The 22,905-nt window shown below is 40.9% G+C and carries 22 protein-coding genes; 17 read left to right on the top strand and 5 right to left on the bottom strand.

Annotation, left to right across the window (positions count from 1 at the left end):
• Nucleotides 1-74: 74 nt before the first annotated feature.
• The 4 genes from R1T16_RS05315 to R1T16_RS05300 form a co-directional block, all read right to left on the bottom strand.
• On the bottom strand, nucleotides 75-1,220 hold the full coding sequence (locus R1T16_RS05315; RefSeq protein ID WP_317500044.1) for an ATP-binding protein: 1,146 nt from the start codon (nucleotides 1,218-1,220) through the stop codon (nucleotides 75-77).
• Between the two features lie 120 nt (nucleotides 1,221-1,340).
• Complete coding sequence (locus R1T16_RS05310; RefSeq protein WP_317500043.1) at nucleotides 1,341-1,595, bottom strand: four helix bundle protein; 255 nt, start codon at nucleotides 1,593-1,595, stop codon at nucleotides 1,341-1,343.
• A gap of 51 nt (nucleotides 1,596-1,646) precedes the next feature.
• Complete coding sequence (locus R1T16_RS05305) at nucleotides 1,647-2,399, bottom strand: SDR family NAD(P)-dependent oxidoreductase (protein WP_317500042.1); 753 nt, start codon at nucleotides 2,397-2,399, stop codon at nucleotides 1,647-1,649.
• An 82-nt stretch (nucleotides 2,400-2,481) separates the two neighbouring features.
• Complete coding sequence (locus tag R1T16_RS05300; protein WP_317500041.1) at nucleotides 2,482-3,351, bottom strand: aldo/keto reductase; 870 nt, start codon at nucleotides 3,349-3,351, stop codon at nucleotides 2,482-2,484.
• A gap of 526 nt (nucleotides 3,352-3,877) precedes the next feature.
• On the opposite strand from R1T16_RS05300, the gene R1T16_RS05295 reads away from it, so the two are divergent.
• The 15 genes from R1T16_RS05295 to R1T16_RS05225 all read left to right on the top strand — a co-directional run bounded on the left by R1T16_RS05295 (nucleotide 3,878) and on the right by R1T16_RS05225 (nucleotide 19,532).
• The gene (locus tag R1T16_RS05295; protein WP_317500040.1) at nucleotides 3,878-4,882 is read left to right on the top strand and encodes a MoxR family ATPase; all 1,005 of its coding nucleotides are present in this window, start codon (nucleotides 3,878-3,880) and stop codon (nucleotides 4,880-4,882) included.
• A 123-nt stretch (nucleotides 4,883-5,005) separates the two neighbouring features.
• Nucleotides 5,006-5,872 (top strand): DUF58 domain-containing protein, encoded by an 867-nt coding sequence (locus tag R1T16_RS05290; RefSeq protein ID WP_317500039.1) that lies wholly within the window; start codon nucleotides 5,006-5,008, stop codon nucleotides 5,870-5,872.
• Nucleotides 5,873-5,899: 27 nt separating this feature from the next.
• Entirely contained in the window at nucleotides 5,900-7,519 is a 1,620-nt protein-coding gene (locus R1T16_RS05285; RefSeq protein WP_317500038.1) for a hypothetical protein, read from the top strand.
• Nucleotides 7,520-7,521: 2 nt separating this feature from the next.
• Nucleotides 7,522-8,526, top strand: coding sequence for a VWA domain-containing protein (locus R1T16_RS05280; RefSeq protein WP_317500037.1), 1,005 nt, complete (start codon nucleotides 7,522-7,524; stop codon nucleotides 8,524-8,526).
• A gap of 1 nt (nucleotide 8,527) precedes the next feature.
• Entirely contained in the window at nucleotides 8,528-9,562 is a 1,035-nt protein-coding gene (locus tag R1T16_RS05275) for a VWA domain-containing protein (RefSeq protein WP_317500036.1), read from the top strand.
• Nucleotides 9,562-10,401 carry a tetratricopeptide repeat protein gene (locus R1T16_RS05270; RefSeq protein WP_317500035.1) on the top strand — a complete coding sequence of 280 codons (840 nt, stop codon included), beginning with the start codon at nucleotides 9,562-9,564 and terminating at the stop codon, nucleotides 10,399-10,401. The genes R1T16_RS05275 and R1T16_RS05270 overlap by 1 nt, the downstream gene beginning before the upstream one ends.
• 142 nt (nucleotides 10,402-10,543) lie before the next feature.
• Nucleotides 10,544-12,313: a BatD family protein gene (locus R1T16_RS05265; protein WP_317500034.1), complete on the top strand. Its 1,770-nt coding sequence runs from the start codon at nucleotides 10,544-10,546 to the stop codon at nucleotides 12,311-12,313.
• Nucleotides 12,314-12,448: 135 nt separating this feature from the next.
• Nucleotides 12,449-12,829 (top strand): GxxExxY protein, encoded by a 381-nt coding sequence (locus R1T16_RS05260; RefSeq protein ID WP_317500032.1) that lies wholly within the window; start codon nucleotides 12,449-12,451, stop codon nucleotides 12,827-12,829.
• Nucleotides 12,830-13,579: a tetratricopeptide repeat protein gene (locus R1T16_RS05255; protein ID WP_317500031.1), complete on the top strand. Its 750-nt coding sequence runs from the start codon at nucleotides 12,830-12,832 to the stop codon at nucleotides 13,577-13,579.
• A 171-nt stretch (nucleotides 13,580-13,750) separates the two neighbouring features.
• Complete coding sequence (locus R1T16_RS05250; protein WP_317500030.1) at nucleotides 13,751-14,611, top strand: YicC/YloC family endoribonuclease; 861 nt, start codon at nucleotides 13,751-13,753, stop codon at nucleotides 14,609-14,611.
• A 39-nt stretch (nucleotides 14,612-14,650) separates the two neighbouring features.
• Nucleotides 14,651-15,223 carry a guanylate kinase gene (gene gmk, locus R1T16_RS05245; protein WP_317500029.1) on the top strand — a complete coding sequence of 191 codons (573 nt, stop codon included), beginning with the start codon at nucleotides 14,651-14,653 and terminating at the stop codon, nucleotides 15,221-15,223.
• A gap of 111 nt (nucleotides 15,224-15,334) precedes the next feature.
• Complete coding sequence (nadD, locus tag R1T16_RS05240) at nucleotides 15,335-15,916, top strand: nicotinate (nicotinamide) nucleotide adenylyltransferase (protein WP_317500028.1); 582 nt, start codon at nucleotides 15,335-15,337, stop codon at nucleotides 15,914-15,916.
• Between the two features lie 200 nt (nucleotides 15,917-16,116).
• Entirely contained in the window at nucleotides 16,117-17,277 is a 1,161-nt protein-coding gene (locus R1T16_RS05235; protein WP_317500027.1) for an iron-containing alcohol dehydrogenase, read from the top strand.
• Nucleotides 17,278-17,547: 270 nt separating this feature from the next.
• Nucleotides 17,548-18,543, top strand: coding sequence for an NAD(P)H-dependent glycerol-3-phosphate dehydrogenase (locus R1T16_RS05230; protein ID WP_317500026.1), 996 nt, complete (start codon nucleotides 17,548-17,550; stop codon nucleotides 18,541-18,543).
• 11 nt (nucleotides 18,544-18,554) lie between these two features.
• Nucleotides 18,555-19,532, top strand: coding sequence for a TerC family protein (locus R1T16_RS05225; RefSeq protein WP_317500025.1), 978 nt, complete (start codon nucleotides 18,555-18,557; stop codon nucleotides 19,530-19,532).
• A gap of 66 nt (nucleotides 19,533-19,598) precedes the next feature.
• On the opposite strand, the gene R1T16_RS05220 is transcribed toward R1T16_RS05225, so the two are convergent.
• Nucleotides 19,599-20,114: a CvpA family protein gene (locus R1T16_RS05220; RefSeq protein WP_317500024.1), complete on the bottom strand. Its 516-nt coding sequence runs from the start codon at nucleotides 20,112-20,114 to the stop codon at nucleotides 19,599-19,601.
• A 92-nt stretch (nucleotides 20,115-20,206) separates the two neighbouring features.
• Here R1T16_RS05220 and R1T16_RS05215 point away from each other — a divergent pair, with 92 nt between their 5' ends.
• Both R1T16_RS05215 and egtB read left to right on the top strand, forming a co-directional pair.
• Nucleotides 20,207-20,563 carry a hypothetical protein gene (locus R1T16_RS05215; protein ID WP_317500023.1) on the top strand — a complete coding sequence of 119 codons (357 nt, stop codon included), beginning with the start codon at nucleotides 20,207-20,209 and terminating at the stop codon, nucleotides 20,561-20,563.
• A 1,187-nt stretch (nucleotides 20,564-21,750) separates the two neighbouring features.
• On the top strand, nucleotides 21,751-22,905 hold the full coding sequence (egtB, locus tag R1T16_RS05210; protein ID WP_317500022.1) for an ergothioneine biosynthesis protein EgtB: 1,155 nt from the start codon (nucleotides 21,751-21,753) through the stop codon (nucleotides 22,903-22,905).

Here is a 22,905-nt window from a genome sequence, read left to right as displayed (position 1 = left end):
TCAGACATCTTGAAAATGCCTGAACTTTTACCAAATTTGTATAATCAAAAATAGTCAACCTATTTTAGGACTAGTCAGTCATATTTCATTTTGCGCAAAACGCGCATAGCTTCCTTAAACGAAATATAAGCCTGCTCATCGGGCCACGCCTTAAGAAGCGGTTTGGCATCGGCAAGTTTGTGTTTAGCATCTGTAAAACCATTTAAATGGCATATCATGAGTGTTGACGGTAGATTTAGCAAATCTTTTTGCTCCCTTTGCGATAATGGCTGGTTTTTTTCGAGTTTAGAAAGCAGCGAAAGATTTGCATTATAGATATGGTACATCATCTTTCGGTTATACTGTGGCGGGTCAAATAACAGCACCGACTCTATTTTGTAATACCCGTTGTCCTGAAAATTTATGTTTACCTGTTCCAGCGGATAAAAAGTGGTTTTATCGTTAAGGCCCAGCGCAACATATTCGGTTATGGAAAAGCTGTTTTCATCATAAGTTATGCTTACCTCATCTAATGCAGAATAGAACAGTTTGATCTGCTCGTTGATAAGCTCAATGTCAACCCGTGAGAAATATGTGTTTCCACGCACTACTTTTTTGTGTCCGGCCCAGCATACTACAAACAACTCTTTAAATACCTTGTATTTTGCGGGCATATCCTTGTGCCGATTGGTTACAAAATCCATAACACCCTCAAGCGTATGTTCAATACTGTTGCGTGAGCTGTTCTCTATACCTGCAACCGTATCTGCGTTGAGGTTGTTTGATGTAGCTTCCTTCCCCTCTTCAAGCGGAATGGAATTGCTGCCCCTACGGGTAAAAATTGCCCCTGCGGGAATGGTATAAACATTCTTTTTAAAATACGAAGTACCGCTTTTCGGCTTAATAGTTACCAGTCCTATAACCTTATCCTTTGGCAGGTTAGGAAAAGGTACATTCTCATACTGAATAGTAGGCGGATTGATTAAAAATGCGTTTACAAGGTTCTGGATACGGCTGTCATCATAAAAATCGGTGCCCAGTATCTCGTTGTCATGATCTTCTACACCCACAACTATATACGAATTGTTTTCAGGGTTAGAATTAGACAGTGCACAAATATGCTTTACAAACTTTGCTTTTCCTTCTTTTGTGTGAAGGTTAAGCTGGCGCTTCTTGTCATAAAAACTGCTCTCATCGTTGTGAGCAAGCAGGTTTTTAATTAAGAGGCGCTTATTGATCATATAATTTATCGTTCAGGGTTCTGAGTTTTGAGTTCAGCGTTACCAGTTTTAACCTTAGAAAACTTAGTTCCTTTGTACTCTTCAGTTTGCTGTTTTGAAATATGCATTCTATCAAATGCTCTATAAAGTTGAGATCTTAATTCTCCATAAGAGCCTTTTTGCAATACATAAAAAATGTATGAACTCTCTATTCCCATTTCTTTCGAAACCTTCTGCAATATTATCCATTATACTGCCTGATGATCTGCTCATTTGGTTTTTAAGTTCATAACCTTTTCCCAAAGATGTATTTTCAATCAAAAACCAAATGGCTTGGCAAATTTCCCTGGCTAATAGCCAAACCTGTAAATCTTCAAAGCGTTCTATTTTTGCCATATGATTTTTAGGTGTGAGTGAATAACTCTGAACTCCAAACTCTGAACAATATTATAATTGTTTATTAACGATGGTTGCTGAAGCCTGAGCCGTGGGTAGAATAAGTAAATCAGCGATATTGATATGGTATGGTCTCGAAACCACAAAATGGATAACATCTGCAATGTCTTCAGCTTTAAGTGGTTCAAAACCTTTGTAAACACTTTCTGCCCTTTGTGTATCGCCTTTAAAGCGCACTTCGCTAAACTCTGTGTCTACCATACCCGGATTGATAGCGCCTACACGGATGCCGTATTGGTTAAGATCCATACGCATTCCCTGGTTAATGGCATCTACGGCATGCTTTGTGGCACAATAAACGTTGCCATTAGTATAGGTTTCTTTACCGGCTATGGAGCCAATGTTTATGATGTGCCCGCTCCTGCGTTCTACCATACCCGGAATAATTTCTTTAGAAACATATAGCAGGCCTTTGATGTTAATGTCTATCATAGCATCCCAGTCGTCTACATCGCCGTTTTCTATAGGGTCAAGGCCGTGGGCGTTGCCTGCATTATTTATAAGGATGTCTATATTGGCAAATTCCTTTGGTATAGATTTTATAGACTGCGCCACAGCCTTTTTATTACGCACGTCAAAATTCAGTGTGTGTACTTTTGTAAGCGGAGAAAATTCATCCTGCAACTCTGCAAGGCGGTCTTCGCGTCTGCCGCAAATAATGATATTATAATGGTTCTTAGCTAATAATCGTGCTGTGGCACGGCCTATACCGCTTGTAGCACCTGTAATTAATGCTGTTTTCATGTTTATTTAAAAATTGAAAAGATTTACTATTTTAAGAGTGGATGCAGACTTTAAGACTTTTGACTTTCAAGGCTTAAGACCGTTACGTTACTTTATTCCCAATGCTCTCTGTCCAGATCGCGAACCAGTCTTCCAGTTCAAGTTTAATCTGGGTAGCTTTCATTTGGTTTTTAAGGCGTTCAGGGCTTGTAGAGCCCGATACCGGAGTAATGCCTGCCGGATGCTGCATGATCCAGGCCAAAAGAATAACATCGGCAGTAACCTCATATTTTGCCACAAGCTGCGATAGCAATAATTTAAGGCGGTGTGACTGATCGTTATGCTCTTTAAATACACTGCCTATTGGGCTCCATGCCATTGCCTTTATGCCGTTTACCATCATGTAATCCAGGCTGCCGTCAAGCATTGGTGCAACGTGCGTCGCCGAAAATTCTATCTGGTTAGCGGCCACTTCTGTACCGCTGCGTATAAGATCAGTCTGGCTATTGGTAAAGTTAGAAAGGCCAAAGGCTTTTATCTTTCCTTCAACTTTTAGTTTTTCAATAGCTTCGGAAACCTCATCAGGGTGCATAAGCGGACTCGGCCTGTGCAGTAGTAACAGGTCAAGATAATCGGTCTGTAAAAATTTAAGGGAATTCTCTGCACTCCAAATGATGTATTCTTTAGAGTAATCATAGTGTTTTACTCTGGTTGGCCTGCTGCCTACCGTGTGCTGGATACCGCACTTAGAAATAAGCTGGATACTTTCACGGTCTATTTTGCTTTGGGCGAAAGCCTTTCCAAATTCGGCTTCGGTGGTATAGCCTCCATAGATGTCGGCGTGATCAAAAGTAGTTATTCCAAATTCCAGGCATGACTGTATCATGCGTGCCATTTCGGCTGTGGTAAAGTTTGCCTGCCATACGCCCCAGTTCATGGCTCCGGCTATAATTGGCGAAAGTGTAATGTCCATTAGGTTATAAGGTTTTTATGACTATAAAATTAAGTAAATGATTACTTACTTAGTGCCCTTATTACCCTAAAATAAAAACAAAAGCCTGTTTTCTGCATTTCTGCATAATAACAGGCCCTAACTTTGCTAAAATTTAATTGAGGTTCAGCTACAAAGATGTATATGGTTTAACTAAACGAAGCAGTAAGCTCCATATAATCCCGGTATTCAATTAAAGCGGTAAATATAAAACGTTTTAGTATACGAAATGCAATTGCAAAAGATGAGAATGTTAAGATTTAACAAATTAAGAGGAATACTACAATTTTAAAGTTGCTAATGTTTATTTTTGAAGCAATTTATAATATCAAACAACATAAGCACTTAGATGTGTGGCAGTATTTTTGATTATAATTTTTTTATCGACAATTCGCGAATTTTATACGATTTACCTTAACAACTCGTTAACAGATTGTCATAATATTTAAAATGTATTTGTTTCGTTACTTTAACATTGCTAAATTCACACTCCAAAAAATTTACGGATATGGAAGAAAACACATCAACGCTGGACATTAGAGCGATTAATGAAAAAATAGAAAGGGAAAGTGCTTTTGTAGATATGCTTGTCATGGAAATGAACAAGGTTATCGTAGGGCAAAAGTATATGATAGAACGTTTGCTAATAGGCCTTTTAGGCCAGGGGCATATACTGCTTGAAGGTGTACCCGGGCTTGCAAAAACGCTTGCCATCAACACGCTTAGCCAGGCGGTTCACGGTTCATTCAGCCGTATACAGTTCACTCCCGACTTACTTCCTGCCGACGTTGTGGGTACAATGATCTACAACATTAAACAAAACGAATTCTCTATTAAAAAAGGGCCAATATTTGCCAACTTTGTACTTGCCGATGAGATAAACAGGGCTCCCGCAAAAGTGCAGTCGGCTTTACTTGAGGCAATGCAGGAAAAACAGGTGACCATTGGCGAAGAGACTTTCAAGCTGCAAAAACCATTTCTTGTAATGGCTACCATGAACCCGGTAGAGCAGGAAGGTACTTATCCGCTTCCTGAAGCGCAGGTAGACCGTTTTATGCTTAAAGCGGTTATCGATTATCCTAAAATGGAAGATGAGCGCCTTGTTATCCGCCAAAACCTGAAAGGTGCGTTTGAAAAAGTAAACCAGGTAGTATCTGTAGAACAGATACTGCGTGCACAGGAAGCTGTGAGAGAGGTTTACATGGACGAAAAAATTGAAAAATACATTCTTGATATCATATTTGCTACACGTTACCCTGAAAAATATAAGCTGGAAAAACTAAAACCGCTTATCAGCTTCGGTTCTTCGCCAAGGGGTAGTATCAATCTTGCCACTGCTGCAAAATGTTATGCCTTCATAAAACGCAGGGGCTTTGTAATCCCTGAGGATGTAAGAGCTGTTGTGCATGATGTACTTCGCCACAGGATAGGCGTTACTTATGAAGCAGAAGCAGAAAATATTACATCTGTAGATATCATAAACAAGATCGTTAACGAGATTGAAGTGCCTTAGTAGTTTAGGGTTTTGAGTTTCGAGTTCCGTGTTGCAAATGCAGCCGGATAGTGCCGGGCTTGGAGTTAGGGGTTGCTATAGACAACCCGGAACCCATAACCCGGAACCCCAAAACGATAAAAGATGGATACAAAAGATATATTAAAAAAGGTTCGTAAGATAGAGATCAAGACCAGGAGGCTGAGCAATCATATCTTCTCTGGAGAATACCACTCGTCTTTTAAAGGGCGCGGTATGACATTTAGCGAAGTGCGCCAGTACCAGTTTGGCGACGATGTGCGTGCTATAGACTGGAACGTTACTGCCCGTTACAACGAACCCTACATAAAGGTTTTTGAAGAAGAACGCGAACTTACCATGATGCTTATGGTAGACGTGTCTGGTTCGGAGAGCTTTGGTACAAAAAACGAGTTCAAAAAAGATATCGTTACAGAGATCGCTGCCACTATGGCCTTTAGCGCTACGCAAAACAATGATAAGATAGGCCTTATCCTGTTTTCAGATCAGGTAGAGCTTTATATTCCGCCTAAAAAAGGAAAATCGCACGTGTTGCGCATTATCCGTGAACTGATAGAATTTCAGCCGAAAAGCAGGAAGACCGATGTAGGGCAGGCACTTAAATTTTTGAGCGGTGTGCTTAAAAAGAGGGCGATCGTTTTCCTTATCTCTGATTTTATGGCAACGCCCGATTATGAGCATACGTTAAAGATCGCTTCAAAAAAACATGATATTACCGGCGTAAGGGTATACGACATTCGCGAAGAAGAGATGCCAAACATAGGCCTTGTAAACATGCTGGATGCCGAAACAGGCGAAAGTATGCTGGTAAATACCGGGGCAAAATCGGTAAGGCTGCAATATTCTGCTTATTACCAGGAAAGGCTTAAGTATTTTAAAGAAACCTTTAGCCGTTGCGGTGCCGGTTCACTAAGCACCAGGGTAGATGAGTCGTATGTAACCAAACTGCTGGGCTACTTTAAGTCCAGGTAGATAACCATTGGTTAAAACAAAATAGAAATGATTAGGACAAAATTGTATACCATACTTTTCCTGCTGGCTGCCGTAACTGTCTTTGCACAGAATAAGCAGGTTCAGGCAAGTATAGATTCAACAAAAATAAGGATAGGCTCCCAGCTTAACCTTACGCTAAAAACAAAGGTAGACACTGCTGCCAGCGTAAACTTTCCCGAAGGAAAAACGTTTGGGCAGCTGGAGGTACTGGAATCGTACCCTATAGATACCATAAGGGACGGCGCGATGTATGAGCTGGTAAAAAAATATGGACTAACCCAGTTTGATGCCGGTAAATATACCATACCATCGCTACCTGTATTCATCAATAACAAAGGCATAAAGACCGATTCGCTTCTTGTTGAGGTGCGCGATATTAAGGTAGACACCCTAAAGCAAAAGATGTATGATATTAAGCCTGTGCTTAAGGGCAGGTCTAACAGCACTTTCTGGTTATGGCTGCTGTTTGCAGTTGTAGTACTTGGAGGTGCAGGATATGGTGTGTGGTGGTACCTTAAAAAACGAAAACCAGCTGAGAAAAAAGCAAAAGCGGAAGAATTGCTTACCCCTATACAAAAAGCCAGCCGTGAGCTTAAAAACCTTGAGCAGAAAGAGCTTTTAGCTAAGGGTGAAGTAAAAGACTATTACAGCCAGCTTACCGATATTGCCAGGACTTACATTGAAGAGGCAATACACGTACCGGCTATGGAAAGCACAACAAGTGAGCTTATTGAAGCCATGCGAAGTGCTGTGCTTAAAAAAAGGATGAGCCTTAGCCAGGAAACTTTTGAAGAACTGGAAAAAATACTGCGTACTGCAGATATGGTTAAGTTTGCCAAATCGCGCCCGCTTGATTTTGAAATTGCCGAAGACCGCAACAGGATAGAAAAAACCATTGTGGTTATAGACCGAAGCATTCCTGAAGAAAAAGAAGAAGACGATATACACACACAGCTTTGGCTTGAAGCCCAGCGAAAGAAAAAAGAAAAAGAAAGAAAGAACCGCATTATTGCCGGAAGCGTTTTTGGTGTAATGATTCTTTTTGGCCTTTCTGTTTACATTTTTGGCCTGGATTACCTTAGGGATAACTTTATAGGCCACCCTACTAAAGAACTTCTTGAAGGCGAATGGGTTAAGAGTGAGTACGGATATCCGGGTGTAAGCGTTGAAACACCAAAGGTGCTTAAACGTATGGACGCTAAGGGGATGGTGCCTAAAGAGGCGATGGCAGCCATTAAAGATATAAGCATGTTTGGCTACGGCTCCATGACCGATAATTTTTATGTACTTGTGGGTACAACAACGTTTAAGGATACCATTAATGCCGACCTGCATTTGGCTGTTGAAGGTGCCCTAAAGACCATGGAGGCGCGCGGTGCAACAAATGTACTGGTTAAAGAAGAAGAATTTAATACAGGTAAGGGCATTACAGGATTAAGGGCTTACGGAAATATGTCTATGCCTAATCCGGTGACTAAAAAGAACATCAGGCTGTATTATGAAATATTATATTTTAAACAGGAAAGAGGCCTGCAGCAGGTATTGATTACCCATGTGGAAGGCGATGAATATGCTACCCAAATACTGGACCGAATAAAGAACTCTGTTGAATTAAGGTTAAATTGATTATGAAAGACGTGACTTTTTTACACCCGGGATTCTTTTGGCTGTTTACGCTTCTTCCGCTGGCCATAGGCTGGTACATCTGGAAGAGAAAGCAGCAAACGGCAACATTAAAGATAAGTTCGCTAAACGCGTTCAGGCCTAAGCCCTCATTATTGGGCAGGCTTAAACCGGTACTTTTTGCCTTCAGGCTATTGGCACTAAGTGCCATCATCGTCGCTATGGCAAGGCCAAGAACGGTAGACGTGAACAATAAGACAAAGACCACCCGTGGTATTGATATTGTTATCGCAATGGACGTATCGGGCAGTATGCTTGCCAAAGACCTTAAGCCTAACCGTATGGAGGCACTTAAGGATGTGGCAGAGGACTTTGTAGACGGCCGCCCTAACGACCGTATAGGCCTTGTGGTCTATGCAGGCGAAGCCTATACAAAAACGCCTGTTACGAGCGATAAGGCACTAGTTGTAGATGCAATTAAATCGGTTAAATATGATGAAACCGTACTAAAAGACGGTACGGGCATAGGCACCGGACTTGCAACAGCCATTAACCGCCTTAAAGACAGCAAGGCCAAAAGCCGTGTTATTATACTGCTTACCGATGGGGTTAACAACTCCGGGGTTATAGACCCGCGCATGGCAGCAGATATTGCAAAAGAATATGGCATTAAAGTATACACTATTGGCATTGGTACCAATGGCAACGCAGAGTTTCCGTATGCTAAAAAACCCGACGGAGGCTTTATCTACAAAATGATGAAGGTAGAGATCGACCAGGACCTGATGAAGGAAATCGCCAAAAAAACCGATGGTAAATATTTTAGGGCAACATCTAATACAAAGCTTAAGGCTATTTATGATGAGATAAACAAACTCGAGACTACAGAAATCGAGGAGATGAAATATTATAATTATGATGAAAAATTCCATCCGTTTGCATGGATGGCATTAGGATTACTGCTTGCCGAAATCGTAGCAAGAAAAACCCTTTACAGAAGCTTTATATAGTATGTACGAATTAGACGAACCAAAATACTTATACCTGCTGGGCTTAGTGCCGGTACTCCTTGTGGTGTTCCTGCTTAACCTGTATTGGCAGAAGAAAAAACAACGCGAGTTTGGCGATCCTGAATTGGTGAAAAAACTAACACCTGAACGTTCTGTGTTTAAAGCAACCCTTAAACTGGTGGTTTTATTACTGGCCTTATCGGGTATTATAATTGCACTGGTTAACCCAAAAATAGGTACTAAGGTAGAAACCGTAAAACGCGAAGGTGTAGATATTGTTTTTGCAGTAGACGTTTCTAAAAGTATGCTTGCCGAAGACATGTTGCCTAACAGGCTGGATAAGGCAAAACAAATAGTGTCTCAGGTTATAAACCAGCTGGGTACCGACAGGATAGGTATCGTGGCTTACGCCGGAAGCGCTTACCCGGTACTGCCTATTACAGGCGATTACAGTGTGGCAAAAATGTTTCTGCAAAACATGAATACGGATATGGTATCGTCTCAGGGAACGGCCATTAGCGATGCCCTTGAGCTGGCTGCTTCTTACTTTGATGATCCGCAAACGAGTAAACTTGTAATACTTATATCTGATGGTGAAGACCATGGCGAAGGCAGCCGCGAGGCAGCGCTTGCCCTTAAAGATAAAGGGATTAAACTTATTACTGTGGGAGTAGGTACCGAAAAAGGAGGGCCTATTCCGCTTAAGGTAAATGGCAGGACAGAGAGCTTTAAACGCGATAATGAGGGTAACGTGGTTGTCACTAAAATGTATCCGCAGGATCTTAAGAGCATTGCTGCTGTTACAAATGGCGGCTATGTATACGGCAAGAATACCCGCGAAGTGTCAGACTATGTAAAGAATGCGCTTAGCCATATGGAAAAATCAGAGTTTGAAGCGAAACAAATGGCAGTATACGATTCACAATACCAATGGTTTCTTGGTGCGGCATTTGTATTGCTGTTCCTGGAGGTGTTCTTCCTGGAGAGGAAAACAGCCTGGATTAAGAAACTTAACCTGTTTAATGAAAAAGAATAATGAGGAGACTACTTACATACAGCCTGCTTTTATTTACCGTGCTTTCATTTGCGCAGGCTAAAAAGAAAACCGACAAAGACCTGGCTAAAGGTAACAGCCAGTTTATGGATAATGATTACATAGATGCCGAGGCCAGCTACAGGATCTCGCAATCTAAAAACCCAACTCAGGCCACGGCGGCTTACAACATGGGTAATGCCATTTACAGGCAAAAGAGCAATACCGAGGCTGCCTATGCTTATGGCCTTGCCATAAAAAATGCGGTAACAAAGCAGCAAAAGCACATGGCGTACCACAACTTTGGCAATATCCTTATGAAAGAGAAGGACTACACCAATGCAGTTGAAGCTTATAAAAATGCATTGCGCAACAATCCTACAGATGAAGAGTCAAGGTATAACCTTGCGCTGGCCAAAGAGATGCTGGAGAAAAATCCGCCGCCACCGCCTCCTAAAGACAATAAGGATAAGAACAAAGACAAGAACGACAAGAATAAAGATAATAAGAGCCAGCAGCCTAATAACGGAGGTAACAAAGACGATAAAAACCAGCCGCCTAAAGACAAGGGAGACAACAAGGACAAAGGCGACGGCAAAAACGATAATAAAGACAAAGGAAAAGACGGCGACCAGAAAAATGATGGCGGCGATAAAGGAGATAACAAAGACCAGGGCGACCAAAAAGGCGGACAGCCTAAGCCTGAAGCCGGTCAAAATCCGTCTAAGCAGCGAATGGAAAATCTGCTTGACGCCATGAACAACGAAGAGAAAAAAGTTCAGGATAAGATAAAAGGCCAAAAAGTTAAGGTCAGGACCACAAAACAGGAAAAAGACTGGTAACATTTTTAATAAATACTATACTAATACATACGGCACCATTATTACGAGGATGCCTCAATTCGCTCGCAATAACGATATCAATAAATACAACGACATTTATAATTTGAAAACGAAATATATTTCAGGTTAAGGAAAAAGAACAATGAAAAGATACATCTTACTATTATTACTTTTTGTGCAGGGCATGTATGCTCAGGTAGAGTTTAAGGCTGTGCCCAGCAAGACATCGCTGGGTATAAACGAGCGCCTTATAGTAGAGTTTTCTGTAAATGCAGACGGCGATAATTTTACACCGCCGCAGTTTCCGGGTTTTAAGGTATCGGGGCCATACCAAACGGTAAGTAATTCGTGGATAAATGGTAAGACAAGCTTTAGCAAAGGCTATAAATACCTGCTTATCCCTACGGCTAAAGGTTCATTTACCATTGGGTCGGCAACGATAGAGGTAGACGGCAAAGAGCTAAAGACTGCACCTCTAAAGATCAAGGTGGGTGAGGCCATTGCCGGGGCAGATCCTAATCCCTATGCCAATAACCAGCAGCATCAGCAGGAAATGCAGCAAAATACAAGCGATGGTGTTCACCTGGTTGCTGAGGTTAGCAAAACAAATCCGTATGTAAACGAACCGGTAACGGTTGTATATAAGATTTATGTAAGCCCATCAACATCGGTAAGCGGGTGGAAAGAAGTTGCGAGTCCGCAGTATAATGACTTCTGGAGCCAGAATATAGATATCAAGAACCTGCAATTGCAGCAGGAAACGTATCAGGGTAAAATGTACCGTATGGTTGTACTGCGTAAAACAGTACTCTATCCTCAAAAGGACGGAAGACTGGAAATTGAGCCGTTAACCCTTGATGTCTCTATGGAAGTGCCTAACGGAAGGACAGATTTCTTTGGGCGTCAGTTTATGGTAGCAACTAATAAGGTAGTATCTGCAGGAAAGAAATATATCAACGCAAGGCCACTGCCGGAAAAAGGAAAACCGGGCAACTTTAGCGGAGCCGTGGGTAACTTTAGCTTTACGGTAAAACCATCTAAAACTACGAGCAGTAATGGCGAGCCTATCCAACTAGAGGTGGCTGTTGCTGGTAAGGGTAACCTTAAACTTTTTACATTGCCTAAACCACAGGTGCCTGCCGCGCTTGAAATGTATGATCCCGAACATACTGAGAGCGTTACAACGCCTCTAACAGGTATGCAGGGCAAGATAGTTGACAACTACACTATAGTTCCCCAAAACAAAGGAAAGTATCCAATAAAAGAGCTTTCGTTTTCATGGTTTGACCTAGGTACACAGTCGTACAAAACAGTTACGCACGATGAGATCATGATAAATGTGCTTAACGTACCGGCAAACCAGGAAAGTGCTGCCAAAGATGATACAAACAAGAGAACAGTAACCTCTACAGAGCCTTTCCGTTTCATTGCTTTAGAAACAACACTGAAGCCTGTTGGGCGTGATGATTTCTTTGGATCGGGCATTTTCTACGGATTGCTGGCGCTCCCGTTCCTGCTTATACCGTTCATTATCTTCGGAAGGAAGAAAAAAGAAGCGTATGACAGCGATGTTGTAGGAAGCAAAAAAAGGGAAAATAACAAGCTGGCGAAAAAATATCTTGGCGAAGCAAAAAAACAACTGGGCAGCAAAGCGGCATTCTATCTTGCTCTGGAGAAAGCACTGCACAATTTCCTTAAGGCAAAACTGAATATTGAAACCAGCGAAATGAGCAGGGACAACATCAAAGAACTTTTATTATCGCGCAATGCTAAAGAAGAGACTGTACTTGCCTTTAGCAAGATAATGGACAGCTGTGAGTTTGCAAGGTATGCACCATCGTCTGACTCTGCCATGCAGCAGGATTATGACAGTGCGGTTTCGGTAATAACGGCTTTAGAGAAGCAGATATAAAAAGCTGTTTAACCACTAAGGCCACAAAGAAGTTACACCATGTTCACAAAGCTTTGTGTTCTTTAAATGAAATGTCAAACATTAGTGATCCTAGTGAAAAACTTAGTGAGCTTTGTGGTAAAATTAAAGTAGTCTATGACGGAAAATGAGATAGCTAAGATTGTTTTTGAATGCTCACTTAAAGTTCACCAGGCACTTGGACCCGGACTTTTAGAAAGTGCATACTGTGAGTGTTTATGCTATGAATTATATAAAAGAGGATTGTTTGTAGAAAAACAAAAGGCATTACCTCTTGTTTATGAAGAAGTAAAATTGGAGGTTGGATACAGAATGGATATCGTAGTCGAGAATAAATTTGTTATAGAAGTTAAATCGGTAGAAGAATTAAACGATATACATCTCGCACAGCTTCTGACGTACTTAAAGTTATCAGGAAATAAGCTTGGAATGCTAATCAATTTCAATGTTTTATTGATTAAAAACGGAATAAGAAGAGTTATAAACGGAACCTTATAAATGAAAAAGTTAATATATATTTTAATAACGATATTCTTTGCACACTCAGCCGTTGCCCAAAACCCTTTTTATAAGGCAAACGAACTGTACCGCAAACATAAATATGCCGAAGCCGCTGAAGGCTATGAAGGCATATTGAAACAAAAGAAAGAATCTGCCGAGGTGTATTTTAACCTTGGCAATGCATATTACAAAATGGGCAGGATAGCGCCATCAGTGTATAATTTTGAAAAAGCGCTGCAGCTGGATCCAAATAATAAAGATGCGAAGATTAACCTTGGCTATGCCGAAAAAATGGCAATAGACAACATTAAGGAAGTACCTAAGGTAGGCTTTACCAAAATGCTTTATAACCTTACGGGTACTTATCATTACAATACCTGGGGGTGGATAGCGGTAGGCTTTTCTTTTGGGTTCCTGCTAATGTTTGTGGGGTATTACTTTGCAGGCACTACGCTCATTAAGCGTGTTTTCTTTGTTGGTATGTTTGTTTCGCTACTTGTAATCGTAGTAAGCATTTTATCGGCGGTATTTGTAAAATCGGTAGTGGCAAAAGAAAGGCCTGCCGTGGTTTTCGCCGAAGTGGTATCTGTTAAGGCAGAGCCAATGCAAAATGCTGAAGACGCTTTTGTACTCCATGAAGGCACTAAAGTGTATGTTACCGAAGAGGTGGACAACTGGAAAAAGATAGAACTTGCCGATGATAGTGTGGGCTGGATAGAAAGCAGTGCTATTAAAGAAGTGAAATAGTCGTAAAGTTTCAAAGTTTCAAAGTTTCAAAGTCATAAAGTCGAAAGTCACGAGCCTGCCGGACAGTTGTTATCCGGGTTGCTGCTTAATACCTTCAACTTTATGACTTTCGGCTTTATCGCCCGTCCGCCTGATTTATTTTTATTAACTTTACCGCTCTAAATTTTTTTCATGATACAATCGATGACAGGTTTTGGTAAAGCTTCTTTGCAACTACCTACAAAAAAGATTACCGTAGAAATTAAATCGCTTAACAGTAAAGGACTTGACCTTAGCGTAAGGATGCCGTCGGCATTTCGTGAGATGGAACTTGGCCTGCGCACTAAGATTGCACAAAAACTGGAACGCGGTAAAGTTGATTTCTCTCTGTTTATTGAAGTTACAGGTGAAGAAACCTCATCCAGAATCAATGCCCCTATCGTTAAGGCTTACATTGCCCAGATGAGAGACGTAATTCCGGACGCCGATGCTACCGAACTTATGAAGATGGCGGTACGTATGCCTGATGCCCTTAAAACGGAACGCGAAGAGATAGACCCAAACGAATGGGTACACATTGAAGGCGTTATAGAGCAGGCACTGGAAAATATTGCCAGCTTCAGGATTAGTGAAGGCGTAGCGCTTGAAAAAGAATTCCTTTCACGCATAGGGAACATCTTAAGCTATATGAACGAGGCTGTTTCGCTTGACGGCGAACGCATAGCCACTGTTAAGGCAAGGCTTCGCACAGCGATAGACGAACTTACTGTTAATGTAGACGAAAATCGTTTTGAGCAGGAGCTTATCTATTATCTTGAAAAAATGGATATCACCGAAGAGAAAGTGCGTCTTGAAAACCACCTGAATTATTTTATTGAAACCCTTGCCGGTACCGAAGCTAACGGCCGTAAGCTTGGCTTTATTACGCAGGAAATGGGCCGTGAGATAAACACAATGGGGTCTAAATCTAACCATGCTAAAATGCAAAAACTGGTTGTACAGATGAAAGACGAACTTGAAAAGATAAAAGAGCAGGTACTTAACGTACTGTAAAAAACGTTTAGAAGACAGACGTTAGATAATAGAGATTTGATGAAAAAGGGAAAATTATTAGTATTCTCGGCGCCTTCAGGATCGGGAAAAACAACGATAGTAAAACATTTGCTGGAACAGCAGGATCTAAACCTGGCATTCTCGGTTTCGGCAGCTACCCGTGAGGCCCGCGATGGCGAGGTACACGGTAAGGATTACCATTTTATAAGCCTTGACGACTTTAAGAAACATATCAAGGCCGATGAGTTTGTGGAGTGGGAAGAAGTATACCGCGATAACTTTTACGGTACGCTTAAGGCAGAAATAGAACGCATCTGGGCAGAAGGCAAAAACGTAATTTTTGATATTGATGTGGCAGGAGGACTTCGAATAAAAAAGAAATTTCCTGACGAAACACTGGCAGTATTTGTTAAGCCGCCAAGTATAGACGAACTTAAGATCCGCCTTAAGAAGCGCAGCACCGAAAGCGAAGATAAGATCAATATGCGTATCGCAAAAGCATCTGTAGAGCTGGCAACAGCACCGCAGTTTGATACCATCATTAAGAATTATGACCTTGATACTGCAAAAGGCGAAGCATACCAGTTGGTAAAAGACTTTTTAGCAGATTAGACAGTACGAAGTCTTAGTTTGTAGTTTTATCATGTCATTCTGAGCGAAGCGCAGCGGAGTCGAAGAATCTCTTTCGTTTTTACGCGAAATTTTAATACATCCCCAAACAATATGAAAGTAGGATTATATTTTGGGACGTTTAACCCAATACATGCCGGGCATCTTATCATTGCCAACCACATGGCCGAATACAGTGGCCTTGACCAGGTATGGATGGTTGTAACGCCTCATAATCCGCTTAAAAAGAAAAGCACCCTATTGGATGATCATCATCGCTTACAGATGGTTTTCCTTGCGTCTGAAGATTACCCCAAGCTAAAACCAAGTGATATAGAATTCAGGCTTTCGCAGCCTAATTATACTGTACATACACTGGCACACCTTCAGGAGAAATTCCCAATGCATGAGTTCTCTCTTATTATGGGCGAAGACAACCTCAACTCACTCCACAAATGGAAGAACTACGAGGTTATATTACAAAATCACCACATTTATGTTTACCCGCGCATAAATACCGAAACAATACAGCCCGAATTTGAAAACCATCCGCACATCCATAAGATTGATGCACCTGTGGTAGAAATTTCAAGCACTTTTATTCGTAATGGAATAAAAGAAGGCAAAAATGTTCAGCCGCTGTTGCCGCACAAAGTATGGCAATATGTAGAACATAATCTTTTTTACACGAAATAGTGTAAGCCCCATTTATGTTCTTTTGTCTTGAAACAAAAAAACCAAAAATGTCAAGGATGTAACTTCTTAGGCTACAAAGTTTAAGGCCTTAGCTTCACTCGCACGTTAGGATGTAATAACTCAAAACCCTGAACGCTTAACAATACTTTATAAAACCCCATCCACCTATTTTGTACCTTTGGGTAAATTTATATAAAATCATGCTTAATTTTGAATACTATAACCCTGTGAACTATGTGTTTGGCAGGGGCCAGATTGCCAGGTTATCTTCACTTATCCCTAAAGACGCTAACGTACTTTTAGTATATGGCGGCGGAAGTATCTTTAAGAACGGGGTTCACAAACAGGTTACCGATGCTCTTGCAGGCTACGATATAACCGAATTTGGCGGTATTGAGCCTAACCCGCGTTATGAAACTGTAATGAAAGCCGTAGAAGTTGTTCGCGAAAAGAACATCGACTTTATACTTGCCGTGGGCGGCGGATCGGTGATTGACGGTGTGAAATTCATTTCGGCGGCAGCTAAATTTGAAGGCGACCCGGTAGATATCCTTATAAAAAGGATAAGGATACTCGATAATACAGTGCCCTTTGGTACAGTACTTACACTTCCGGCAACAGGCAGCGAAATGAACTCAGGTTCAGTTATTACAATCGATAAAACGCAGGAAAAGCTAAGCTTTGGCGGACCTGCAGTATTCCCGGTGTTTTCTATATGTGACCCCGAGACTGTAGCTTCGTTACCAAAACGCCAGGTGCAAAACGGAATCATAGATGCCTATACGCACGTGCTTGAGCAATATCTTACCTATACGCACGATGCAATGCTGCAGGACAGGATTGCAGAAGGTATTTTACAAACGCTTGTAGAGATAGGCCCGGATGTGGCTGAAGATCCGACCGACTATAAACTGGCAGCCAACTTTATGTGGTGCGCAACCATGGCTCTTAATGGACTGATACAAAAAGGAGTTCCTACAGATTGGGCTACACACATGATAGGCCATGAGCTCACCGCGTTGTATGAAATTGACCATGCACGTACTTTGGCTATTATAGGCCCTAACCTGTACCGAGTTTTATTTGATACTAAAAAAGACAAGCTGGCGCAATACGGGCGAAGGGTTTGGAACATTACCGAAACCGATACGGATAAGGCCGCTCTTGAAGCTATCGAGAAAACAGTTCAGTTTTTTCATATAATGGGTATGGATACTAAAATATCCAACTACACGAATGACTATGAAAACACAGCCGATTTTATTGTGAAACGTTTTGAAGAACGCGGATGGAAAGGCCTTGGAGAACGCCAGAATGTTACACCCGATAAAGTAAGGGCTATTGTAGAGATGAGCTACTAGTTTTAAAACATAAAAGGCATTCCAGTTGCAACCGGAATGCCTTTTAAACACCAAAAACAAAAAATTTTATTAAATACCTTGCTATACACCCCCATGTAAACAAGATTGTAAGGATAACGATGGCAAGAGTGCTTACATTGTTTGGAGGTGTCATAATAAAATGTTAATCTTTTCTTAACTAATTTATTCAAACGATAGCGTTATCAATAAAAAGGCTGGAGCGGTTTGTTTATTTTTAAGTATTTTTGGCCTTTCAAACATAAAAAAAACATGAGTGATACTCCTAAGTTCGCGGTTATAGGCGGTGGAAGCTGGGCTACGGCAATTGCTAAGATGTTGTGCTCTAATGTGCCGCAAATAGCGTGGTATATGCGTAACGACGATGCTATTGAGCATATTAAACTGCAAAAGCACAACCCTAACTATTTGAGTTCTGTTGAGTTTGATACAAATAAGCTGCTGCTTACGAGCGATATCAATGAGGCGGTAGAATATGCAGATTATGTGATATTTGCCATACCATCGGCTTTTTTAAGCGCCGAGCTTGAAAAATTAACAGTAAGCCTGGATGATAAGGTGATATTTTCGGCTATTAAAGGTATTGTGCCTGAAACAAGCCTTATTGTAGGTGAGCATTTTCACGATAAATACGATATAGCATACGACAACATTGGCGTCATTACCGGGCCATGCCATGCAGAAGAGGTGGCGCTGGAGCGTTTGTCGTATCTTACCATTGCATGCGGTAATGAGAAGAAGGCAAAGGTTATGGGTAAAAACCTCAACAGCCACTACATAAAAACAAAGACAAGCGACGATATTGTAGGTACAGAGTATGCTGCAATGCTTAAAAATATATATGCCATTGCTGCGGGTATTGCGCACGGCCTTGGCTACGGTGACAACTTTCAGGCGCTGCTTATGAGCAATGCCATACGCGAGATGAAGAAATTTATCCGTAAGGTGCATAAAATGAAGCGTAATATTAACGATTCGGCGTATCTTGGAGATTTATTGGTTACCGGATATTCTGTCTTTTCAAGAAACAGGATGTTTGGTAACATGATAGGCAAGGGATATACCGTAAAATCGGCCATGATGGAAATGAGCATGGTAGCCGAAGGATATTATGCAGCAAAAAGTGCCTATAAGCTAAACAGGGAATATGAGGCTAAAACCCCAATTATAGATGCTGTTTATGCCATTTTATATGAAGGTAAAGATGCCAAATCTGTCTTTACAAAACTAACCGAAAAACTTAATTAACCTTTCCAGATATGGATCATTTGATAAACCACCCCGGAGTTCTTACAGCATTCTCTATAATTGTGGTTGTCATGCTCCTGCTGGACCTTGGTGTTTTTAACCGAAACAGCCATGTGGTTTCTAATAAGGAAGCCTTAACATGGTCTGTAGTATGGATATCACTGTCTATGCTTTTTAGCGGTGTGATCTATTACTATCTGGGTTTTGAACAGTTTACACAGTTCCAGAGTGCCTACTGGATAGAAAAAGCCTTATCTGTAGATAACCTCTTTGTGTTTATCATGGTATTTGGCTTCTTTAATGTTCCAAAAGAACTACATCATAAAGTGCTATTTTGGGGAATTATAGGTGCGCTTATCTTTCGTGCCATATTTATCTTTACTGGAGTAGAACTTATAAATCTTACGTATCTGCCCGAAATAGAAGTTTTTGGTCACAATGTACGCATCAATGCAGTTCTTACAATATTTGGCTTCTTTTTGATTTATGCCGGCTTTAAATCATGGTTCTCTCACAAAGATGAGGACGAAAACAAAGATTTTTCTAAAAGCCCGGGCGCAAGAATCATTTACCGTTTTTTTAATGTGACTAAAAATTACGAGGGCGATCGCTTTTTTGTTAAGGTAAACGGCAAAAGCCTGGCAACGCCGCTTCTTGTAGTGGTAGCTGTTATAGAATTTACCGATATTATTTTTGCCGTAGACTCTATCCCGGCCATATTTGCCATAGCGCCAAATGACCCTTTTATACTATATACAAGTAATATATTTGCCATATTGGGCTTAAGGGCACTTTACTTTTTACTGGCTAACTTTATGCACATGTTCAGCAGGCTGCATTATGGACTGGCTGTAATACTTGCATTCATCGGAATAAAAATGCTGGTAAGCCCGCTTTGGCATATCTCATCCCCTGTATCGCTTATGGTAGTGGCGGGGATATTGATAGTATCGGTAGCAGCCTCAAGAATGTTTCCGGCAGAGAAATAGTACATATTCAGCCGTGGCAGTAAATCCGCGTGTATCAGCCTGATTGCGTCATCCGCGTTCAATAATCTACTCCGTAACAACTTCCTTTTTAGCATCGGCAAACCATTCTTCTAAAACAGGAAAAATTGTATTTGAGACCTTTAGTATAGGGTTAAAGAATATCGATTTATCAAGTGTTTCCTTGTCGGTAAAAAGATTATTAAAGTTAAGCTTCACAAAAAAGCCAAGCAGCACGCTAAGTATAAGTATCGTCCTTAAAAGTCCGAAGAACCCGCCTAAGATTCGGTTTAGGAGCCCAAGGCCCGAAAAATCGGCAAGGGTGGTAAGAAACTTTGCGAGCAGTGTAATACCCACTACAACAGCAATAAATGTAATGATAAAGGCAGTGATTGCTGCGGTTTTAGGATCATCTGGCAAATGGCCGTCAAAATAATGCCCCACAGCCCCCGAAAATTTAATGGCTATATAAATACCCAGCACCAGCGATACAAGTGATGCCAACTCTACAAAAAGGCCTTTGCGCAGCCCGTTAAATATACCGTATCCCAGTATGGCCAGTAAAACAATATCTAAACCTGTCATGCCGCAAAGGTAAGCTGTCTTAAAGCACAAAACAAACGGCAGGGCTGCATTAAATTTCTACTCACTATCTTTGCTTTTTTTAAAACATAAAAATGTCAAGAGACGAACAATTAAAACAGCGCTGGGAACAGCTTGTCACTATACTTTCAAACAAATTTGCCGATGGCGATACGCTTGACCTTGATGCCATAATATATCTTATTGGTGTACAGGAACTGGGACAGTTCAACAAAAAATTCAAAAAAGACGAAAAGGTAAACCTTATGCATATTGCCATTTGCCGTTTACTGGAGCCTTTTGGCTACTATGAATTTGCTTTTTTTGATGAAGATGGATGGCCGCATTATACGGTTAAGGAAGAACTGCCGCCACTAAAAGCAGGCGAGCAGAGCATATTAATGAAAGGGGCTATAGTAGACTATTTTCTGGAAAAGAAGCTTATAGAGTAGGCTAGATAAAAAAACAAAAAACCCGATGTCCTTATCCATCGGGTTTTCAGGAAAATAACATACAATTTTTGGGATGTGTATGTTTGTAAAATTTGTGGCAAAAACGTGTTGCCGTGCCTGAAGCTTTTGGAAAAAACAGGACTTTGCGTAAAAACTAATTTTACTTAATAAAAACTTAAACCGTAGTAAACGTACTTCAAAATAGGTTATCCGTAAACTTTTTGAGGTAAATAGCAAAAATGTGTCGGTAAAACCTAATCCGATACGTTACTGCATAAAAAATGCTGTACTAACCGTACAGCATTTTTTATGTTTTACAGTTCTTTGTGGGGGCAAATTACTGTTTTTGTTTGTCTCGCTGTGGGGGCAGCAGCAGACGTGTAAACCAATCTTAAATCTGAGACAAACATACGGCGGGTTTTAATGGCGGGAAAATTTTTGAGGTTAGTGCTGTAATTGTGTCGGTAAATGGTGTTCAGATTAAAAGCTACGGTATAAAAATAAAAAACCGGAATATTTATATATTCCGGTTTTCAAGTAGTAGGGTAATCGTTTGGCTTTACGCCCATTTCCTTCGGCATTAAATCAATCGGCATTATCAACTAACATATATCAATCAAAATCTTTATCCGTGACAAATATATACAGGCTTTTTTAAGCACTATAATTTTTGAGGTAAAGACTGATTTCTTGCAGGTTAACTGTTTAAAATCAAGCTTATAAAAGTGATATCAGGAAGTTTTTTCTTTTTTCTTTTATGTTTTTTGACCTTCTTTTTCCGGCTTTCTTATAAATAGGATTTTTTTATCTTTTACTTTTTATGTGGTCATCCATCGCTTCAAGATAGTAGGTATTTAATGCTGCCCTTTTATCTTCTGTGTAATAATCGATAGCCAAAGTATGCATTTCATACTTTTTTATAAATAAGCCCTTTAAGATGTAGCATATTTACGGCGCCCTTGAGTAATAGTTTTCAGCCTAAGCCACAGTAAATAGTGGTAAAATCATCGTGGAAACCTTTATATTTTTCTGCAAAAAACCTTTTACTGCCACGCCGCTACGAGGGATAAAAATCAGGATTTATTCTATCCGATTTCAAACAAATGTTAGTTTTAAGTTAAACCTAAATACCAAAAATACAGGTCGCTACTTATTCTTTGTAAATTAGTTGTAACAACAAACACAACATGACACTTTTAGACAAATATCAATCTGTACGGAAACATACCGAACAGATTTGCAGCCTGTTGCAGCCCGAAGACCACGTACCGCAGCCGGAACCTTTTGTGAGTCCGCCGAAGTGGCACCTTGCACATACTACCTGGTTCTTTGAAGAGTTTCTGCTAAAGCCCCATTTACCGGGTTATAATGTATTTAACGACGATTTTAGCTATCTTTTTAATAGCTACTACAACAATGTGGGCAAGCGCGTACTGCGCAATAACAGGGGTGCCATAACACGCCCCGCTACAGCAAACATTATTGAATACCGCCACTACGTAGATATGCACATGGATTTGTTGCTGCAAACAAAATCCTCTCAGCAAGAAGTACACAGCCTTATAGAGCTTGGTCTTAATCATGAACAGCAGCACCAGGAACTTTTATATACCGATATTAAATACATATTGTCATGCAACCCTATATCTCCCGTTTATAACGAAGATATCACATGGGAAAACCAGCATAATGCCGAAGAGGGCTTTGCGACTATTGAGGAAGGGGTATATGAGATAGGTTCTGCCGGCGAAAGCTTTAGTTTTGACAATGAACACAACCGCCACAAGGTTTACCTTAACTATTTTGAGATATCCAAAACACTGGTAACCAACGGTGAATTTATTGAATTTATTGAAGCAGGAGGTTATGCAGACTTTAATCTCTGGCTTGACGAAGGATGGAGCTGGGTAAACCAGAATAACATTATGGCGCCATTATACTGGCACAAAGCCGACGATGGCTGGCAATATTTTACGCTATCGGGAATGCAGGAAATAAACCCTGATGCCATGCTCACGCACATAAGCTTTTATGAGGCTTTGGCATTCGCCGAATGGAAAAAAATGCGGCTGCCTACCGAAGCCGAATGGGAGGTGGCATCCGCACAGTTAAGCTGGGGCCGCCGATGGGAATGGACACACAGTGCCTACCTGCCCTATCCCGGTTTTTCCAAACCCGAAGGCGCTGTAGGCGAATACAACGGCAAATTTATGATTAACCAAATGGTGCTTCGCGGAGCATCGTGTGCTACTCCCGAAGGGCATAGCCGAAATACATACAGAAACTTTTTTCATCCTGACGAACGCTGGCAGTTTAACGGCATCCGTCTTGTAAAACGATAA

This window comes from Flavobacterium sp. DG1-102-2 (assembly GCF_033042555.1).
GTDB lineage: Bacteria > Bacteroidota > Bacteroidia > Flavobacteriales > Flavobacteriaceae > Flavobacterium.
The sequence above is the reverse complement of the archived record's forward strand: the minus strand, read 5'-3'. Positions and strand labels throughout refer to the sequence as shown.

What these genes read in the sequence shown, in the direction of transcription:
- R1T16_RS05300 (WP_317500041.1), bottom strand. Translation starts at nt 3,351, where the DNA reads ATGGACATTACACTTTCGCCAATTATAGCCGGAGCCATGAACTGGGGC.
- R1T16_RS05235 (WP_317500027.1), top strand. Translation starts at nt 16,117, where the DNA reads ATGCTTAATTTTGAATACTATAACCCTGTGAACTATGTGTTTGGCAGG.
- R1T16_RS05230 (WP_317500026.1), top strand. Translation starts at nt 17,548, where the DNA reads ATGAGTGATACTCCTAAGTTCGCGGTTATAGGCGGTGGAAGCTGGGCT.
- R1T16_RS05260 (WP_317500032.1), top strand. Translation starts at nt 12,449, where the DNA reads ATGACGGAAAATGAGATAGCTAAGATTGTTTTTGAATGCTCACTTAAA.
- R1T16_RS05305 (WP_317500042.1), bottom strand. Translation starts at nt 2,399, where the DNA reads ATGAAAACAGCATTAATTACAGGTGCTACAAGCGGTATAGGCCGTGCC.
- R1T16_RS05280 (WP_317500037.1), top strand. Translation starts at nt 7,522, where the DNA reads ATGAAAGACGTGACTTTTTTACACCCGGGATTCTTTTGGCTGTTTACG.
- R1T16_RS05285 (WP_317500038.1), top strand. Translation starts at nt 5,900, where the DNA reads ATGATTAGGACAAAATTGTATACCATACTTTTCCTGCTGGCTGCCGTA.
- R1T16_RS05250 (WP_317500030.1), top strand. Translation starts at nt 13,751, where the DNA reads ATGATACAATCGATGACAGGTTTTGGTAAAGCTTCTTTGCAACTACCT.
- nadD (WP_317500028.1), top strand. Translation starts at nt 15,335, where the DNA reads ATGAAAGTAGGATTATATTTTGGGACGTTTAACCCAATACATGCCGGG.
- R1T16_RS05255 (WP_317500031.1), top strand. Translation starts at nt 12,830, where the DNA reads ATGAAAAAGTTAATATATATTTTAATAACGATATTCTTTGCACACTCA.
- R1T16_RS05225 (WP_317500025.1), top strand. Translation starts at nt 18,555, where the DNA reads ATGGATCATTTGATAAACCACCCCGGAGTTCTTACAGCATTCTCTATA.
- egtB (WP_317500022.1), top strand. Translation starts at nt 21,751, where the DNA reads ATGACACTTTTAGACAAATATCAATCTGTACGGAAACATACCGAACAG.
- R1T16_RS05290 (WP_317500039.1), top strand. Translation starts at nt 5,006, where the DNA reads ATGGATACAAAAGATATATTAAAAAAGGTTCGTAAGATAGAGATCAAG.
- R1T16_RS05270 (WP_317500035.1), top strand. Translation starts at nt 9,562, where the DNA reads ATGAGGAGACTACTTACATACAGCCTGCTTTTATTTACCGTGCTTTCA.
- R1T16_RS05315 (WP_317500044.1), bottom strand. Translation starts at nt 1,220, where the DNA reads ATGATCAATAAGCGCCTCTTAATTAAAAACCTGCTTGCTCACAACGAT.
- R1T16_RS05275 (WP_317500036.1), top strand. Translation starts at nt 8,528, where the DNA reads ATGTACGAATTAGACGAACCAAAATACTTATACCTGCTGGGCTTAGTG.
- R1T16_RS05220 (WP_317500024.1), bottom strand. Translation starts at nt 20,114, where the DNA reads ATGACAGGTTTAGATATTGTTTTACTGGCCATACTGGGATACGGTATA.
- R1T16_RS05265 (WP_317500034.1), top strand. Translation starts at nt 10,544, where the DNA reads ATGAAAAGATACATCTTACTATTATTACTTTTTGTGCAGGGCATGTAT.
- R1T16_RS05295 (WP_317500040.1), top strand. Translation starts at nt 3,878, where the DNA reads ATGGAAGAAAACACATCAACGCTGGACATTAGAGCGATTAATGAAAAA.
- gmk (WP_317500029.1), top strand. Translation starts at nt 14,651, where the DNA reads ATGAAAAAGGGAAAATTATTAGTATTCTCGGCGCCTTCAGGATCGGGA.
- R1T16_RS05215 (WP_317500023.1), top strand. Translation starts at nt 20,207, where the DNA reads ATGTCAAGAGACGAACAATTAAAACAGCGCTGGGAACAGCTTGTCACT.
- R1T16_RS05310 (WP_317500043.1), bottom strand. Translation starts at nt 1,595, where the DNA reads ATGGCAAAAATAGAACGCTTTGAAGATTTACAGGTTTGGCTATTAGCC.